General features: G+C 43.9%; 13 protein-coding genes. All 13 read left to right on the top strand.

All coding sequences use genetic code 11. The features are described from left to right. The first annotated feature begins 261 nt into the window (after nt 1-261). Complete coding sequence (locus tag AC58U0_RS15940) at nt 262-759, top strand: hypothetical protein (RefSeq protein ID WP_497379921.1); 498 nt, start codon at nt 262-264, stop codon at nt 757-759. A 178-nt stretch (nt 760-937) separates the two neighbouring features. Then, the gene (locus AC58U0_RS15935; protein WP_497379920.1) at nt 938-1,486 is read left to right on the top strand and encodes a hypothetical protein; all 549 of its coding nucleotides are present in this window, start codon (nt 938-940) and stop codon (nt 1,484-1,486) included. A 616-nt stretch (nt 1,487-2,102) separates the two neighbouring features. Further along, the gene (locus AC58U0_RS15930; RefSeq protein ID WP_497379919.1) at nt 2,103-3,074 is read left to right on the top strand and encodes an ABC transporter permease; all 972 of its coding nucleotides are present in this window, start codon (nt 2,103-2,105) and stop codon (nt 3,072-3,074) included. Next, complete coding sequence (locus AC58U0_RS15925; RefSeq protein ID WP_497379918.1) at nt 3,068-3,928, top strand: carbohydrate ABC transporter permease; 861 nt, start codon at nt 3,068-3,070, stop codon at nt 3,926-3,928. The genes AC58U0_RS15930 and AC58U0_RS15925 overlap by 7 nt, the downstream gene beginning before the upstream one ends. Before the next feature lie 53 nt (nt 3,929-3,981). After that, entirely contained in the window at nt 3,982-5,544 is a 1,563-nt protein-coding gene (locus AC58U0_RS15920) for a type 2 periplasmic-binding domain-containing protein (RefSeq protein WP_497379916.1), read from the top strand. A gap of 23 nt (nt 5,545-5,567) precedes the next feature. Then, on the top strand, nt 5,568-6,584 hold the full coding sequence (locus AC58U0_RS15915) for an SGNH/GDSL hydrolase family protein (RefSeq protein WP_497379915.1): 1,017 nt from the start codon (nt 5,568-5,570) through the stop codon (nt 6,582-6,584). Nucleotides 6,585-6,603: 19 nt separating this feature from the next. Further along, entirely contained in the window at nt 6,604-11,529 is a 4,926-nt protein-coding gene (locus AC58U0_RS15910; RefSeq protein ID WP_497379914.1) for a sugar-binding protein, read from the top strand. A gap of 248 nt (nt 11,530-11,777) precedes the next feature. After that, nucleotides 11,778-13,580, top strand: a complete 1,803-nt coding sequence (locus AC58U0_RS15905; RefSeq protein WP_497379913.1) for a cache domain-containing sensor histidine kinase — start codon at nt 11,778-11,780, stop codon at nt 13,578-13,580. Continuing rightward, complete coding sequence (locus AC58U0_RS15900; RefSeq protein WP_497379912.1) at nt 13,558-15,021, top strand: response regulator transcription factor; 1,464 nt, start codon at nt 13,558-13,560, stop codon at nt 15,019-15,021. The genes AC58U0_RS15905 and AC58U0_RS15900 overlap by 23 nt, the downstream gene beginning before the upstream one ends. Nucleotides 15,022-15,338: 317 nt before the next feature. Further along, nucleotides 15,339-15,755 (top strand): DUF4274 domain-containing protein, encoded by a 417-nt coding sequence (locus AC58U0_RS15895; RefSeq protein WP_497379910.1) that lies wholly within the window; start codon nt 15,339-15,341, stop codon nt 15,753-15,755. Between the two features lie 160 nt (nt 15,756-15,915). Continuing rightward, entirely contained in the window at nt 15,916-16,344 is a 429-nt protein-coding gene (locus AC58U0_RS15890; protein WP_497379939.1) for an SMI1/KNR4 family protein, read from the top strand. 256 nt (nt 16,345-16,600) lie between these two features. Beyond that, complete coding sequence (locus AC58U0_RS15885; protein ID WP_497379909.1) at nt 16,601-17,308, top strand: IS6 family transposase; 708 nt, start codon at nt 16,601-16,603, stop codon at nt 17,306-17,308. Between the two features lie 365 nt (nt 17,309-17,673). Continuing rightward, complete coding sequence (locus AC58U0_RS15880; protein WP_497379908.1) at nt 17,674-18,162, top strand: glycoside hydrolase family 28 protein; 489 nt, start codon at nt 17,674-17,676, stop codon at nt 18,160-18,162. Nucleotide 18,163 lies beyond the last annotated feature (1 nt).

Genomic DNA, 18,163 nt, shown 5'->3' with positions numbered 1-18,163 from the left:
TACCTTCTAGATAAGCCAGGACTGCTTCTAGTTTCTCCTCGGTTGAGTATTTAGCCAAAAAAACTGCACCTCCAATTGTTAGACTGTGTCTAACAATTGGGGTGCAGTTCAAACTAGCAGCTCCTTTTTTGTTTGTTGAAGTAACGGAGGAGAGTTTAATAAATTATAGCAACTTACTTCCCTTAAATTACGTCTATTTTGATGACTGAGTTTTATTTGAACAATCTAATTGCAAGAACAGTTTAAAGGAAAAGGGTCAGCGTGATTACAATGATATTTAGAAAGTACCTCTTTATCATAATTGCCGTACTACTATTAGCCATAGGATTATTACTATACAAAGTTGAAACTATTGTGCCATCTACAATGAAATTTGCTGATTTTGGAGGTGCAAATACTTTTTACTTTTATGAAAGTGATATTTATTACAAGAACCAAGCACTCTTACAGAGATACTTTGAACTAAATAAGGATAAAAATGTTAAAAGAATTTCCATTAAAGAAGCAGATTCAGCTAATAAAACAATTAGATTTGCCTATAATTCTGATAAGGGTAGAGACTTATTTGTTGATGATAAAGGAAGGATATTTTTTGTTGTATCCAAGCCAGAAATACGAAACAAATCAAGACTTCATTGGCTTTGGTGGAAGTTAGATGTATTTGATAATTACAATTATATTTATTATTGCACAGACCCAGACAGTGGTATTGAGCAATTAGTAAATCTAATCAAAAATGATATAGGAACTAACAGGTAACAGTAGGTGACTTTTTCGTTGCAACTACCTCTTTTAATTTTCTAAACTAACGAGAAACGATAGCACAATTACAAATAGGCTGCCAGCATCCGCGGCAGCCTATTGAAGTAACGTGTAATTCCTAATTATGGTAATATAAGAGCAAGGAAATATTCTATCGTTCTGGGGGGGGGGAGAGATGAGATATTCAAAAAGTAGGTGGTCTTTTATTCTAGGCAGTATAATAGTCGCCTCTTTAGCGATTTTTGCACCTAAGTACTTTACAAACTATCCTCCAGAAAATCCTGTTATAAGAACAGTCGCTTCCAGCAACGCTTTTGATGTAACCGATACACGTAGGCTTGTCGGGTCGGCAGATAATGTATTTGTCGGGAAAGTGATAAAACAGGATGGAACTAAATCATTAGATAGCACGCCTGAAACTCAGTTTAAGGTGGAAGTGTCTGATAATGTAAAGGGTAAATTTAACGGAACAGTAATCGTAAATCAACAAGGTGGATTCAAAAGAAATGAATTAATTCTAATTGAAAATGACCAATTACTTCACGAAGGACAATCATATTTATTTGTAACCAAACATTTGAAGGAAGAGAATTGGAATACCTTAGTACCTGTTTACGGCGACATTCTAATTGCTAATGAAGAAGCAAAAATAGAACTAATTGAGAAATACACAACAGCTTATAAAAATGAAATCCCATTTAATATGAGCAAGACATTAAACTAACGAGGAACGTTAGTTCAATGAGATCTATTGATGTTTGTAAGAAGTACTTCAAAACTTAATTGTATTTTAGCTTAATTTTTCAACATAACTACTTCAGAACTTTATTTGTATTTTATATTTCACAAAAAAGCCAGCAAACCCTTGATTTTGCTGGCTTCTTGCACTTCAAAACTTTATTGTCTCCCAACAACATGTTGGAAGACATTAAAGTATGGAAGTAGACAAGTAAAGTCTTGAAGTAACAATTTATGTTTTGAAATTAAATAGGCGTTCACTCTATTATTGGGTGAACGCCTATTTAATTTTGTGTATGGAGAAGAGAAAGAAGTAGTCCTTAGTCGTATACATCAGTAATAGGGTAGGTGGCATGAAAGTTTAAACGGGCAGTAGAGCGTGGTGGACAAATACATCCGATTGCTGACAGAAGCTTAGCAAAGTGAAATTAGAACCCTTAGAACAAAGAATAGGAACATGGCTGCGACCTACATGTTTCAAATTATCGTTTTTCACTAATTTTGTGATACATGATGCAGAGATTTATTGATTATGCCAAAGGTCCATACGCGTTATGCTAATAGCAAGAGTTGAAGATTATTGAAGGGAGCGTAAAATCATCATGGGGAAGACATCCTCTCCTATACATGCATCGGCTTTGAGAGAAAGGATACATGCTCAAAAAATGCTGCGCTTATGGAATGAAATATGGCGGAGCCGGGCTTTGTATTTGATGCTGTTACCGGGTTTGATATGGTATGCGATTTATAAATACCTGCCTATGTATGGGCTAACCATTGCATTCAAGGATTATGACATTGTTGGCGGACTTTTGGCCAGTCCGTGGAGCGATCCATGGTACAAAAATTTTCTGCAGTTTTTCAATTCCCCCTATTTCGCTGAGATTTTAAGGAATACCATACTGATCAGTTTGTATAAGCTGGTTTTTGGAACACTGCCGCCCATTATGCTGGCTATTTTGTTCAATGAATGCAGGAGTAGATGGTTAAAAAAATGGGTACAAACGTTGAGTTACATGCCCCACTTCTTGTCATGGGTTATCATTTATGGAATTGTAATCGCACTGTTGTCGGAAACGTCTGGTATTGTGAATCATTTACTTGTTGATTCTGGCTGGAAAGCGATCCCTTTTATTACCTCCACAGAGTGGTTCCGAAGCTTGTTGGTGGGCAGCGATATCTGGCAAAACATTGGCTGGGGAGCGATTATCTATATGGCGGCCATGGCGTCAATCGACACCTCCCTCTATGAGGCTTGCCGTGTTGATGGGGGCGGACGCTTGCGAATGATCTGGCATATTACACTGCCCGGAATTCAAAGTACAATTGTGCTGCTGCTCATTTTGAAAATCGGGCACATCATGGAAGGGGGCTTCGATCAAATATATATCATGTACAATACACAGGTTTATGAAGTCGGTGACATTATCGACACATGGGTATATCGAACAGGACTTCAACAGATGAATTTTAGTTTGGCATCAGCTGTGGGCTTATTCAAATCACTGATTGGTATGACACTTATCCTAGTAACGAATAGGATTGCCAAGCATTGGGGTGAATCCATATGGTAAGAGGTCGTTCCGATCGATTATTTGATGCAATGATTTACGTCATTCTAGTATTGGTGGCCATATCGGCTGTTCTACCGCTCCTCTATGTACTGTCGATCTCGCTTACACCTTATTCAGAAGTGTTAAAAAATGGCGGGTTTATTCTTTTACCAAAGTCGATCACTTTCGATGCCTACAAGGAGTTATTTACTGACTCGTCAATTCCTAGGGCATTCTGGATTTCAGTGTTTGTGACGACAGTAGGCTCGTTCATTAATATGGTATTGACCATCCTGATGGCTTATCCGTTAAGCCGCAAGCGGCTCCGTGGGCGTTCGTTTTTTCTGATGGCGGTCGTATTTACAATGTTGTTTAGCGGAGGACTTATTCCGACTTACCTGGTCGTACGAGGTACTGGTTTAACGAATACGGTTTGGGCAATGATCTTGCCAAGTGCGATTTGGACTTTCAACCTGTTGATCATGAAGAGTTTCTTTGAAAGCTTGCCTGAGGAGCTGTACGATTCAGCGCGGATAGACGGTGCGGGGGAAACTACAGTGTTAGTAAAGCTGGTGCTGCCCTTATCCATCCCTTCCATTATGACCGTAGGTCTCTTTTATATGGTGGGGCATTGGAACGATTTTTTCTCCGCGGTCTTGTATATTACGAACAGGCAGCTATACCCGCTTCAGGTTATTGTACGTAATCTTTTACTGGAGAGCTCCAATATGAATCAGCAGACGGATGTAACGCTGCCGACCGTAACGCTGCAAATGGCAGCTGTTATATCAGCAAGCCTGCCCATTATCCTCGTCTACCCATTTGTGCAGAAGCATTTTACAAAAGGGATGTTAATCGGTGCGATCAAAGGTTGATCAATTGGGAAACCAATTATCATTAATAAAAAAATGAAAGAGGTAATTACTGAATGAGTAAACAAAAGTGGGCCTTAAGCGTTCTCGTCAGCATCATGTCATTATCACTTGTGCTGGAAGGCTGTGCAAAAAGCGAGAGCAGCAGTGAAAGCACTCCGGCTCAGACTTCGACTCCGACTGCTGCGCAGGAAGCCAGCAAAGCACCAACTGCTCCAACAAAGCTCGAAGTGATCAAAGTCGGCTGGGGAACCAAGCTGCCGGCTGCAGGCGATGACTTTATCAAGCAGGCGCTGGACAAGAAACTGAATATTGATGTTACACTCACGTCCCCGGCATCACCAGATGATTTTAAAAGTCAGCTGAATACGAGAATAGCTGCTGGCGATTATCCGGACATCATGGAGTTGGACAGCCGGTCAACACTGCAGATGCTGGCTGAAAAAGGAGCGCTGCTTGATCTCACGCCATATCTAGATAAATTGCCAGATGTAAAAAAAATGGTCGGGGATGACGGCTTCAAAAAAGGAGTTTTGAGCGGTAAAACGTATGCAGTCGCTAAAACACCTGCCCTGGCGACAACCACCTATTATATCCGAAAGGACTGGCTCGACAAGCTTAAACTTAGCGTTCCAACGACAAATGAAGAGCTTCTGAAAGTCGCTACAGCGTTCACGGTAGGAGATCCAGATGGAAACGGCAAAAAGGATACATTCGGTATTACCGGACTTGGTTGGCAAGCATTTTCACCTATCTTTGGTTCATTAGGTGTTCCAACTCCTGAAATAGGAACGGGAGTTTATGTCAAAGACGGGAAAACAATCACTTCTCCGCAGGATCCAAATATGAAAACGGCGCTTGCCGAGGTTAAGAAATTTTTCGATGCCGGTGTAGTAGATCCGGAAGTATTCAGCAATAAAGGAACGGCTGCCACAGACAAAGGAATAAAAGGTCAGGCGGGTATTGTTTTCGTAGATTGGAATGCTTTTATCCGTAAAGAAGGGGCTGATAATGTCAAAGCAGCCAATCCGAATGCGCAATGGATCATGTTGCCGGCGATTAAAGGTCCTGCTGGTGACATCGTAGGTTCTTACGATTTAGGAGGGACATCCGGACTAATCGCTTTGCCGAAGACCCTCGAAAAGGATAAGAACAAGATGCAAAAAGTATTCGACTTGCTTAATTACGCATCATCGTCGGAAGGTTCGCAATTGGTGCAGTATGGCATTAAGGATAAGCACTTTACGACCGAGGGCAGTAAGCTGAAAACTACGGAGCTTGGGGCAAAAGAAGCGGGCTATATTTGGTTGTACCAATTAACTGGTCGTCCGGAATCTGAGTATCTAGCAACTAAATTTGACTATGCGGCCTCTATTATCCAAGAATCCTCCAAGCTCAACAGGATAAAGTTGTATAACGGCTTCATTGATTTACCGAGCAGTTATAATTCGGCGGACGCTTACCGCTATATTAATGATTTGGCTATGCAAATTGTATTTGGGAAAAAGCCGATTGACAGCTTTGATAGCTTGGCTGGTGATTTAAACAGCAAGTTTAATTATAAATTGTTCACGGATCAGGCAAACAAACAGTTGAATGAACTGGGTTACCTTAAATAATTGAACATGAGCGAGGAAAATGAGTGATTTACCGTAACCTAGAATTGCATAACATTGCTGAGGTTATAAGCCTGCCCGGCAAGGACGGTGTGTTGCTGCAGCGCGTACCCGAGTCGGTACGGCTGCAAGTAAGTGAAGTGGCGCAAGCCGAATACCGGCAGGCGGCCTGCTGCGAAATTCGTTTCGTCAGCGACTGGAAACCGGTCAAAATAACGCTTTCCAGTCATAGTGGACCGACACGTGCGTATTTGTATTTCGGAGACTTTGCGACTTGCGCTTACAACATCGGCAAAGAGCCAACGACGTTGGAGCTGTCTGTTCCTTCACCAGCCTTTTTACCGCTAAATCGGATCGGACACGAAGCGGGTTCTTTTGCACCGCATGTTTGGAGGCTGCTCTTTCAGGGTGGAGAAATACATTTCATCGATGTGGAAGGCGAGAGCGTTCGCCCTCCACACAAAGATGAAGTGCCGTCACTGCGTTACTTTGCTTACGGCACTTCGATTACCCAAGGGATTGCTGCTAGCCATCCTGCGCTTACTTATGTGAAACAAGTCGGCTGGCGATTGCAAGCTGACGTGATCAATCTCGGCGTCGCTGGCGCCGCCTACTGTGAGTCGGCGCTTGCCGACTACATAGCGAACTGCGACGACTGGGACATCGCTTCGTTATGCGTCTCGGCAAACATGTTGAACCAAGGCATCTCTGCAGTTATCTTTGAAGAGCGAGCAGGTAGCTTGGTACGTACGATAGCTGGTCGTCATCCAGGCAAACCGATTGTCTGTATCGGGCTGTTCCCCTTCTTCTACGACTACGGCCTACGTTGGCCGGATCGTAATCCGTTAGCTACTGCGGACGAATACCGATCCATACTAGAATCAATTGCAGAAGATTCGATGCTGCCCAATGTTCATTACATCGATGGTCGTGAGCTGCTTAAGTCTACATACGGACTTACACACGATCTGCTCCACCCTGGTGACCATGGGATGATTGAGATTGGTGAGAATTTAGCAACGTACATGAAGCACTTTATCTAAATGACTGGAGGAATTATTAGTGAATGTATTGAAAGCGCATTCTTATCGTATGCTGGCGGGTTTAGGTCTGTTTTGGCTGCTGCTTCTTATCTTGTCTGCGACTTCCGCGAACGCTGCTGCACCGGAACCGTATAACTGGAACAATGTTCCCATAGGCGGAGGAGGATATGTCACTGGCATAGCCATCCATCCCACGGAACCGGATCTCGTTTACATCCGAACGGATGTTGGGGGTGTTCTCCGCTGGGACCCGGTCAATCACAAGTGGATCCAGCTCCTGAATAAGTTGAGCGAGTCCGATGAGAACTTGTACGGAATTGACAGTATCGCCTTAGATCCAGTGAATCCGGATGTGGTCTATGTGGCAGCCGGCACATTCGATTGGCCGAAGTGGGATATTCTGAAATCGACAGACCGGGGAGCCACCTGGACGAAAACTGGATTCGCGCCAAAGCAATTTGCAAACGGACCTGGCAGGGATTTGGGCGAACGGCTCGCGGTCGATCCGAATGACGGGAATATCATTTTCATGGGATCGCGCTATGACGGGCTGTGGAAAAGCAGGACTGCTGCTAGCGTTAGTTCGTGGGAGCGGGTTGCCTCCTTTCCAACGATCGGTACAAGTCCAATTGGATTAAATTTTGTCGTGTTTGACAAGAGTACCGGAACTCCCGGAAGTGCAACGCAATCGATCTATGTCGGGGTGAGAAATAGCGGCGTGTATCATAGCACGGACGGTGGGCAGACATGGATTCTGATGAGCGGCAGCCCGCTTAATCCCAATCGAGCGGTTGTGGCTTCCGACGGTTCCTTGTACGTGAGCCACACTGCGGGCGTTGCCAAGTTTACTGGAGGAACTTGGACCAATATAACAATGCCAAGCGCGGCGGCATACGATGGCATCACGGTTCATCCGACCAACCCGAACATTGTGATGACCGCTGTTATAGGCGGTGATGGAAGTCCAATTTATCGTTCAACGAACGGGGGCGAAGATTGGACTAAGGTGCAGTACAACGCTCATTCTAACGTTCCTTGGCGGCCAAGCAGTTGGTTTGCCTCCAATACATCAAGCCTGACCATTGATCCGGTTAAACCCAATCGGGTATGGTATACCGACTTTTTCGGCACATGGAATACGGACGATATAACGGTCAGTCCATCACAATGGTACACCTACGAACAGGGCCACGAGGAAGTGGTGACAATGACGCTGCGCAGTACACCGTCCGGTGCCCCGCTCCTAAGCGGACATGCCGATGTCGACGGCATGCGCCACACATCATTGACCACATTTCCGAGCGACAGGTTTTCAAACCCGTCCATGGGTGATACAACCTCGATTGATTTTGAGGAGAGCAACCCGAACTTCGTAGCCCGGGTAGGCGCTACTCGCTATTGGACTACGGGCGGAGGCGGTTATTCCACCAATAACGGTGCGACATGGACACCATTTGTGAATCCGCCGGGAATCGGGGGGCGGATTGCGGTGTCGGCCGCGAGCGAGACGATCGTCTGGGTGCCGCAGAATAGCGCGCCGATCTATTCAACCGATCGGGGGCAAACCTGGAATCCCTCAACGGGCGCACCAGCAAACACGGTCCACGATTTCTGGACCTGGTACCAGCCATTGGCATCTGACAGAGTAAATAACAATACCTTCTACCTATTGGATCGTTTGACGGGTAAGTTATACCGCAGCACAGATGGAGGCGCAACTTGGTCGTTCGTATCCAGCCTCTCTCTACCGGAGAAGATTGCGTACTTCGGCGTAAAGGCAGCTCCGGGGATGGCCGGTGAAGTCTGGGCAAGTCTGGATTCAGGCGGTCTTATGCGTTCTAGTGATTCCGGCGACAAATGGACCAAACTGCCTAACGTACAGCGTGCCAAACTCTTTGCGTTTGGGAAAAACAGGCTTGGATCCAGTTATCCGACGGTGTTTGTCTACGGCACAGTGGACAACACCGCGGGGATATTCCGTTCCGATGATTTTGGTGCGACTTGGGTAAAGATTGACGTGCTCGACCCAACGATGAGCAATTTACCGAATACGATGGAAGGGGACCGACAGGTTTGGGGCCGTGTATACATCGGTACGAGCGGCTCAGGAGTCTTCTATGGCGAGACCTTAATGAGTGAAGGGACCGACACTGAACCGCCTACGGCGCCGACTAATTTGTCTTCTCCGTCGCAAACCGCCACGACCTTACTCCTATCATGGACAGCATCCACGGATAACACCAGTGTGGCGAGATATGAAGTTTATAAAGGAAGCACGTTTATTGGCAACACCACCAATTCGACAAGTACGACGTTTACCGCAACGGGTCTAACGCCAAGCACAGCGTATACGTTTTCCGTTAAAGCGAAGGATGGCTCAGGCAACGTATCTACACCTAGCAATACGCTCAGCGTAACGACGGCGCCTCCTCCTTCTCCACCGACGAATCTGACATCGCAGTCGATCACATTAACCAGTGTTAATCTGAATTGGAGCTTGCCCACTAATCTGACCAACGTGGCCGGATATAACATTTACAGCGGCTCCAGGTTTATAGGAACAACGACGGGCACGACGTTTACCGCCACGGGACTTCTCCCAGATATATCTTATTCATTTACCGTCAAATCCAGGGATACCGCAGGCAGCGAGTCCGCTCCCAGCAATGCGATTGCGGCGACAACCCTATCTGGTCCTGGAACACTTGCCTTCAGCGACAATTTTGAGGACGGCATCGCCGACGGCTGGACCACGCAAAACGGAACCTGGTCCGTTGAGACATCGGGTGCCTCCAAGATTTATAAGGAATCGGCCTGGCTAGCGGCTATGGCTTACAGTACGGTAGACGCCAGCACTTATGGCAATTACAGCGTGGAAGCCAAAGTCAAAATGACGTCGACCGATCCCGATCCGGCAATTGGCATTGTGGCCAGATTTACCGATCCGAGTAATCTCTACTCATTTCGTTACAGGGCAGGCAAACTGCAGATCGTCAAATATGTGAATGGAACCTACTATCTCGTCGTTCAAAAAGATTACGCCATGACCATGAATGTTTCCTACACGTTTACAGCGGTATTAAATAATAGCACCCTTGACTTTTATGTGGGTGGTGTTAAGGAATTAACAGTTAATGATTCGAGTCACACCTCGGGGAAAATAGGCGTATTTACGTATAAAGTAAGAGGGGATTTCGACGATGTGAAAGTCATTCATAATCGCGATTTCGTGTTGCCGTCGGTACCTGGGAATCTGACAGCGCTGTCAAAGAACGAGACGACGGTAGATTTGTCCTGGAGTGCATCATTGGACAATGTAGGTATAGCCAACTATGAGGTGTACAACGGCTCGACGTTGGCTGGAACGGTAACATCAACAACATATTCCGTCACCGGTCTTACTTCGGACACCGCTTATACCTTCACGGTTAAGGCCAAGGATGCGGCGGGGAACGTATCTGGAGCGAGTAATGCTCTCCACGTCACGACGGATCCCTACCTGATCAAACCGAAGAAAACGCTGGCGGCAGTTACCATCGACGGATCATTAAATGAAGCGGTATGGACAATGACGAAGCCAGTGAATAAAACCATTATCGGGAATCCGAATCATACCGCGGAATATGGTGCGTTATGGGACAACAATTATTTGTATGTTGGGGTGAAGGTAAGCGATAGTCAGCTTATTAACGATTCCACCAATGTTTATTTTGATGATTCCGTCGAAATTTACATTGACAGCAATCACAATAAGGCTGCAACGTATGACAGTTTTGATCGCCAGTATATTAAGGGCTGGAATGACAGCACGCTGTTTGAACAAAAAGGACTGATTACAGGCGTACAGCATGCTTGGGCCGCAATTCCAAATGGATACAGTGTGGAATTGGCAATTCCATGGAACGCGATTGGCATTGTGCCGACTGCGGGCATATCCATTGGTTTCGATGTTGCGGTCAATGATGACGACAACGGTGGCGATCGCGACAGTCAGTTGATGTGGGCCGGAACGGGCAATAACTGGACGAATACCTCTATGTTCGGGAATTTGGAGCTATCACCTGTATCCATCGGGGATACGCAAGCACCAACGGCCCCGACGAATCTGACAGCGCCATCGCATACCGATCGGACAGCGAATTTGTCATGGACCGCCTCTACGGACAATGTAGGTGTTACTGAATATGAGATCTATAATGGCACCACTTTAGCCGGAACGGTAACATCAACAACCTATAAGGTCACCGGATTGATGCCAAGCACATCTTACACGTTTACAGTGAAGGCTAAGGATGCGGAAAACAATGTTTCGGGGACGAGTAACGTGGTCAGCGTCACGATGGACGAATCGTACACACTGATCCATGTCAAGAAAACTTTGGATACCATGACAGTTGATGGATCGTTGGACGAAGCAGTATGGGCCATGCAGAAACCGGTTAACAAAACCGTGATCGGGACGCCAAACAATTCCGCCGAATTTGGTGTGTTGTGGGACAACGATTATTTATATGTTGGGGTCAAAGTAATTGACGGAGATTTATATAACAACTCCGCTGACACGTTCTTAGACGATTCTGTGGAGATCTATGTAGACGGCAACAACAACAAAGGCGCGACCTATGATAGCTATGATCGGCAGTATATCAAGGGCTGGAACGATAGCGAATTATTCGAATCGAGAGGTTTGAAGAACGGAGTACTACATGCATGGTCCGTGATCACAGGCGGGTACAGTGTAGAGATTGCGATTCCCTGGAGCTCGCTGGGTATTACGCCTACCGTGGGCATGACCATTGGCTTCGACGTGGCAAACAACGATGAAGACGACGGCAATGGCAGGGGGAGCCAGACGCTATGGTCTGGAACAACTGACAATTGGAAGGATACGTCGGCTTTTGGCGAGTTGCAGTTATCCCCCGAAACTACGACAGTTCTAAATTAAGGTTCAGCTCAAAGACAGCAACTATGTTCATTAAATGAAGAGGCTCCCTCAACTCATCTCGTAGATGAGTGGGCGGGCCTCTATTTTAAGCAGAAAAAAACTAATTTTGTGATATCAACTTCTGAATTATGACCATTGTATTGCTCAGATCGATCACTTAAAATATAAGATATTATAATATTTTCCAAAAGTTTAATAGAGTGTTGGAAAGAAGTGTGATCATTGTGAGAATCGAGGGGCGATACCAGATGATCTCTATACGGCGGTGGCTTCCCTCCAAGATAAAATATAAACTTTTTTTCGCTATTTTGTTATTCGTATTCGTTCCCCTATTTATTTTTCAACTCCGCAACTATAACCAAATCGAGGAAATCATCCGCCAGAAGGTGGATTGGCAAACAGGACTGCAAGTTGAGCAGGTGAAGGAAAAATTCAACTTATTGCATACGAATCTGTTAACGAATGCCTTCGAGATTGAAAACAATCCACAATTTTATACTTGGCTTACCCAAGCCGATGGCGATAAAACGAATGGGGATGCAAGAAGAAGTGAAATAGAAAATGAATTGGCACGTATCAACAGTCGCAGTTCGCCGAATAGTGTTTTTGTATATTATGCTCTAGTCGACAGATCAGGTCATACTTATACTTCGTACAGCCCTCTTAAGCCGCTGCAGGCAGATGATGTATTAAATGATCCTGGCTTTGTCAAGATGGCCAAGAGCGGGGAATCATTAAGTTGGTTGGAAGAAGAAATGGGGGATATTGGTGTTTCCTCCCGTAGCGAGCGGCAGCTTGCGTTATTATCCGTTTTGCATAAAGGAAAAGAAGAGCCTTTCGGTTACCTACGAATTAGCTTTGATTATGACAGCTGGTTGAAATCAATAATTCGGGATTTTCCTGTGTTGCAAAATTATTTTTTCCTTGATGGAAATGGGAGGATTCTCTCTCGTACACGTAACAGTGCGAGCTTGGCTCCCGAATGGATCGAGCGGATTCAGAAAAGTGCCAATCAAGTGCAGGGATACTTCGATCGGAACTCCAATATGTTATTCAACGTTCAATATTTATCGGATGTGAATTGGAAATTGGTCAGCCAATTCCCATTTGATTCGTATATTGGGGACATTAATGGGATGAAACAGCAGTACTTCACGACGTTTACGCTTTTCATTGGCCTGTTTGTTCTGATCATGTTTGTTATTTTGTCAGGTCTTACCCGTCCGCTTCAACTGCTTCAACGAAAAATGGAACAAACTGTAACCAGCAACTTCCGGGGCCGGATTAATGTGGAGCGAATGGACGGGGAGGTGCTGGTTTTGGCTCAAAGCTTCAATCGTATGACGGATGATATCCATGTCTTATTTGACAAATTGAAGGTAGAAGAGAAGCAAAAAGAAGCTATGCATTTTCAAATGCTACTCTCTCAAATGAATCCTCATTTTTTGCTAAACACGTTAAATATGGTGAAATGGCAAGCTGTCTTAAGTAAGCAGGACGAAATAGCCGAAATTTGCTTAAATTTAGGCAAGCTTCTAGAAAGTAGCTTGAATACGAATTTTGATATCATTTTTGCAAAAGATGAATTGGAGCTTGTCCGTTCCTATGTCTACATCATGCAAAAGAGATGGTTATATCCGTTTGAAGTCATTTATTACGTGGATCCTTCGTTAGACTATGTGCTTGTCCCTAAACTGAACTTACAGCTACTTGTAGAGAACTCTATACATCATGGCTTTGCCAAATTGAAAGACAAAGGTCAAATTGTCATAAAGATGACTGCTGTCGAGCAGGAACTAATCATAGAAGTAGAGGATAACGGTATTGGCCTGAAGAAAGCGGAAGAGATTAGTTCCCTCCGTAATCGGAAGCGTAACGGCATCGGCTTGACCAATTTACGTGAACGTCTGCGTCTGTTGTACAAAGAGAAAGCTTCGTTTTCGCTTGAAGAGCTGCCCCAGGGAACGCTTGCTCGTGTTATAATCCCGCTTCTTATCTCGAATCCGTACACGGAAGGGGAGAATCAACTTGTGGAAAGTACTTCTAGTTGAAGACGAAATTTTTGTAAGGGACGCGATCAAGCAACTGATCCCCTGGCATTCATTGGGGTTTACTTTGATCGGTGAGGCAGGCGAAGGTTTAGAGGCACTCGACCTTATAGCTCAGCATAAACCGCATCTCGTTATTTCCGATATCATCATGCCAGAGATGGATGGGGTGACACTCCTGAAATCGGTACGAGAGCAGGGGCTCGAAACCCGGTTTATTATGCTGACGTGCATGAGTGACTTTGAATATGCTCGGAAAGCTTTGGAATATGGGGCGTCTGGTTATATTTTGAAGCTGTCGATGGATATTCGCACCCTTGAAGATTCGCTCAACAAGGTGAAGCAGGAGCTTGAGAAATCCGCTGTCCAGTCCCGTGACAAGCTGCTCTTAAGTATGCCGGCGGTTTTCGATCGAATATGGAGGGCGATAAGCGCAATGCCCGCAACTCAGATTCGTCTGGAATTGGATGTGATTGAAGCGGGGCTCAGCAATGAGGGGATTCACATGAGTGCTATATGCTCCGTTCTACACGGGTTAGATCCGCTACCTTCTGGATTAATGGGTTGGATCGAAGAGGCGGGAGAAGCTCAAATCTTTACAGATATGGGAATCTCAACGATAATTACCTGGTCGCGGAATCCTTTTCCTTTAGATTTTCTGAAAAAGGATTATCCCCAAAGCTATGCGTATTCGAATGCCCGCAGTCTGGAGCAAATTCCCGAGCTGTGGTCATCGCTCCTTTCCAAGCTGACCGACCATTGGTATGGTGATCATGGAATAACGGAGAGAAACGAAGAAAGGAATGAAAATGGAGGAATTCTTTGGGAAACAGAACGGCAACTGATTGCAGCCATGGAACAGGCGATTCCCGAGGAAGTGGATAAAATGATCCGGCTGGTGTGGGAGGAGATGAAGCTGCGTCGGCTTCCTCTGAATAGAGTTAAGCAAATGGCTGCCCATATCATTAGCCAATATCGCCGGGTCACGAACACTACCCTTGGTGCTTCTATAAAATTGTGTATAGAATCAGCGGTCTCGCATGGAGAACTTCTAACAGATATGATAAACGAGATCGTTCAGGATATGAAACAAAGGAGCCATGAGACTGTTCCTGTAACGGACCACCCGGAAATTAATAAGATCTTGTTCTATATTCATGAGCATTACGCTGAAAATGAGAATGGACTGAAAGCTATGGCCGAATATGTGAAAATGGATGAAAACTATTTATGCGGTTTATTCCGAAAGAAAACCGGGGAAACGCTTATTCAATACTTGCAGCAGATTCGAATCAAACAAGCTCTGCGTTATTTGGAAACGACTGATTTTACGGTTAATGAGATCAGTCAGTTGGTGGGATTCGGAAATGACCATTATTTCATAAAGGTGTTCAAAAAGCTCTTGCTCATGACGCCTAACGAGTATCGTAAGTCGAAAATTTAAGCCTTTTTGATCAAAGCAACTATTTCAAAACTTAATTTGTCATTCTATTTTCACGAAGAAACTAGCAAACCTTTGCGTTTGCTGACTTCTTGCACTTTAAAACACTTTAAAACTTATTTGTCACCCAACATTGGTTGGTTGTTTTGAAATTAAATAGGCGTTCACTCTATTGTGGGTGAACGCCTATTTAATTTTTTTGTATGTAGAGGAGGAAATGATTGATCGTATCCATCTGCAACGCGGGAAGGGAGATTAATACGAACGGGCAGGATTGTTGAACCGAGTATGATATAATGCTCCTGCGGGGAGATGATACTATGTCTAGTTCAGAATGGATTACTGAGCTTTTGGAGAATGAGAATCCTTCATACGTAAAACAAGCAATCAGTTGTATTGAAAAACCAGAATTATTGCATGCCATCGCACTGAATTATAATTGGGATAACGGTTTTGAAGTACCTAATTGGATAGTGGAGAATGGAAACTGCGAGTTTGGAACAGCACTGTTGTTGTTCTACAGGGCCGACGGTTACGTACTCTTAAACAGTAATAAGGATATGACAATAGGACAAACAGAATGGGTTACATTCGTAAGTAACCTTTTAAAAAAATTAATAAATAATCATTTTAGTATATCGAAAGTTCCTTACCAACCAGAGTTGACTAAAGTACAAAAATTCAAATTAATAAAGGCTAATCCAAACATACCCGAAATAATTTATCATGGGGTCTAACCCCTGATAACCATTCAACTGAGGGACGAAGAACTATAACTCAATAAACATCAGGAGAAGGCTACCGACAGCAATAGATCGGTAGCCTTCTCAGCTACCGGGCAGGTTAGTATAAGAAGAAGGCATAAAATATAAAACAAAAAAAGGAGTTTTTTTTGTGATTATAGAAGGTGAAAAATTAAGTTCTTCTTTTAGTGTTGATGTTATAAATCGACCCGCGACACAAGGGGAGATTCAACTTCTTCAAAGATTCTCTCCAATCGAAATTCCATCAGATTATATTGATTTAGTTAAACAGGGAACAGAATGTGAAATTAAAGTTCTAAACGAAATGTATATACGGATTTGGGGACCAACTGGATGTATTGAATTGAATGAAGCATATAATATACAATTTTACATTCCCGATGGTTTAGCAATAGGTGATGATGAAGGTGGAAAGGCTTTAATTTATATGCAAGGAAAAAATGGATTCGGACTTTATTTAGTAGATTTTGGAGACTTAGATGTTAATGACGCAGAGTTAATTGCTCCCTCACTTATAGATTTATTAACTAAAGATATTGGTATCAAGATTTTATTTAACTAAACATTCCTGTAATGACTAAGATTTGGACTTTGTCAAAAAAGGAGCGCCTCGGTATGATGGGTTTGTGCACGGGTTCGAAACCCAATACCATCAAGGAGGCGCTCTTACTATGAAGTTTAAACAAAACGATGGACAAAATCAACGTATTGAACGAATTTCCACCTCTCATCTTGTAATAGGTATCGAGGTTGTGGTGCAAAGCTCTAATTCATGATAACGTAATTGATAATGAAGTCATGGGATGGAGCAACTTGCTTTGGAAACGAAATTGGATTTATTTAAATGGAAGCAATATGAATCGACAATCATTTTACTAACGGTGAGATGGTATTTGAAATATAGTTTAAGCTATCGAGATATAGTTGAAATGATGAGTGATCGAGGATTAAGGATATCCCATACGACGATAATGAGATGGGTCCATGAATTTGGACCCGAAATCGACAAACGAATCCGCCCCTTTTTGAAACCTACAAACGACTCGTGGAGGACTGACGAAACCTACATCAAAGTTAAAGGTCAGTGGAAGTATTTATACAGAGCCGTTGATTCTATGGGGAAAACCATTGATTTCATGTTATCTGAAAATCGGGATATGCAGGCAGCTAAGCGCTTCTTTACAAAGGCTTTGTCCTCTCCACATTCTCAAATCCCACGTGTAATCACCTTGGATAAAAATCCAGCATATCCACCAGCCATACAAGAATTAATAAATGAGAAATCCTTACCAAAAGAAACCTTGATTAGACAGACAAAGTATCTAAACAACATTGTGGAGCAAGATCACCGATTCATAAAGAAAATCACAAAACCAATGCTTGGTTTCAAATCGTTTCTTACAGCGGATCAAACGTTAAAGGGAATTGAGGCTTTACATATGATAAGGAAAGGGCAGGCCGATGATAATTCGACTGTCCTCACAGCTGTTGAATGGCTAAATAAGATATTTGGTTTAGTGGCATAGATAAAGTATAGTTTGTCGGTAACTGTGAACTTTTTTAAATCCTTGCACCAGAACCTGAATAAATGTAAAAACAAATACGGATAATGCTTACTTCAGCAATACTTATAAACGGATTACAGGACAAACGACCGAATATCGTAAGGAAGTATGTTCTACGAGTCAACTTTTGTAAGTAGCATTTAAACAGCATATAGCGTAATAACAAGAGGGTTGTAATCCTGAGAGGGTTGCAACCCTCTTGTTGAAGTAAACCATTTTTTATGCAACGGATGGACAAAAAAAGTGAATTTTAAGCAAAATAGACAAGAGTGGAGCAAGAAAATGAGTATTCATATGCTATATAATAAGGATATTCACGATCATTAGTGCTTAAGAAAATCGTACAAGATCAGAGGGGGTGCCATAGCGATGCAGAATTCAGATTCGGGGAAGAAGGAAAGCCTGCTTGTCTGCTCATGCTCGATATGCTGCTGCCGAATATTCCGGACAGAGCGTTTCGCATTACGGATTTTGGAGCAGTCGGAGATGGTAATAAGGACAACACGGAGGCGATTCAAAGGGCTATTGGAGCTTGTTCGGAAGCGGGTGGCGGTAAGGCAGTTATTTCAGCAGGCGTATGGCTGACGGGTCCATTGAAGCTTACAAGCATACTGGAGCTTCATGCTGAGGCAGAGGCGCTTGTTATATTTAGCAAACGATTCAAGGACTATCCCCTTGTGATGTCTAGATATGAGGGCAGGCCGTGTGTTCGATGTCAGTCCCCACTCAATGGATATGGGTTGGAGGATGTTGCCATTACAGGAACGGGTGTGTTCGACGGTGGGGGAGAAGTATGGCGACCAGTGAAGAAGTAGA

Source organism: Paenibacillus sp. J31P190 (genome assembly GCF_059692075.1).
Note: the sequence above shows the minus strand (reverse complement) of the source record. Positions and strands in the feature narration are given on the sequence as shown.

Coding starts and splice junctions, on each gene's coding strand:
- AC58U0_RS15935 (WP_497379920.1), top strand. CDS start 938: ATGAGATATTCAAAAAGTAGGTGGTCTTTTATTCTAGGCAGTATAATA.
- AC58U0_RS15930 (WP_497379919.1), top strand. CDS start 2,103: ATGGGGAAGACATCCTCTCCTATACATGCATCGGCTTTGAGAGAAAGG.
- AC58U0_RS15925 (WP_497379918.1), top strand. CDS start 3,068: ATGGTAAGAGGTCGTTCCGATCGATTATTTGATGCAATGATTTACGTC.
- AC58U0_RS15920 (WP_497379916.1), top strand. CDS start 3,982: ATGAGTAAACAAAAGTGGGCCTTAAGCGTTCTCGTCAGCATCATGTCA.
- AC58U0_RS15905 (WP_497379913.1), top strand. CDS start 11,778: ATGATCTCTATACGGCGGTGGCTTCCCTCCAAGATAAAATATAAACTT.
- AC58U0_RS15895 (WP_497379910.1), top strand. CDS start 15,339: ATGTCTAGTTCAGAATGGATTACTGAGCTTTTGGAGAATGAGAATCCT.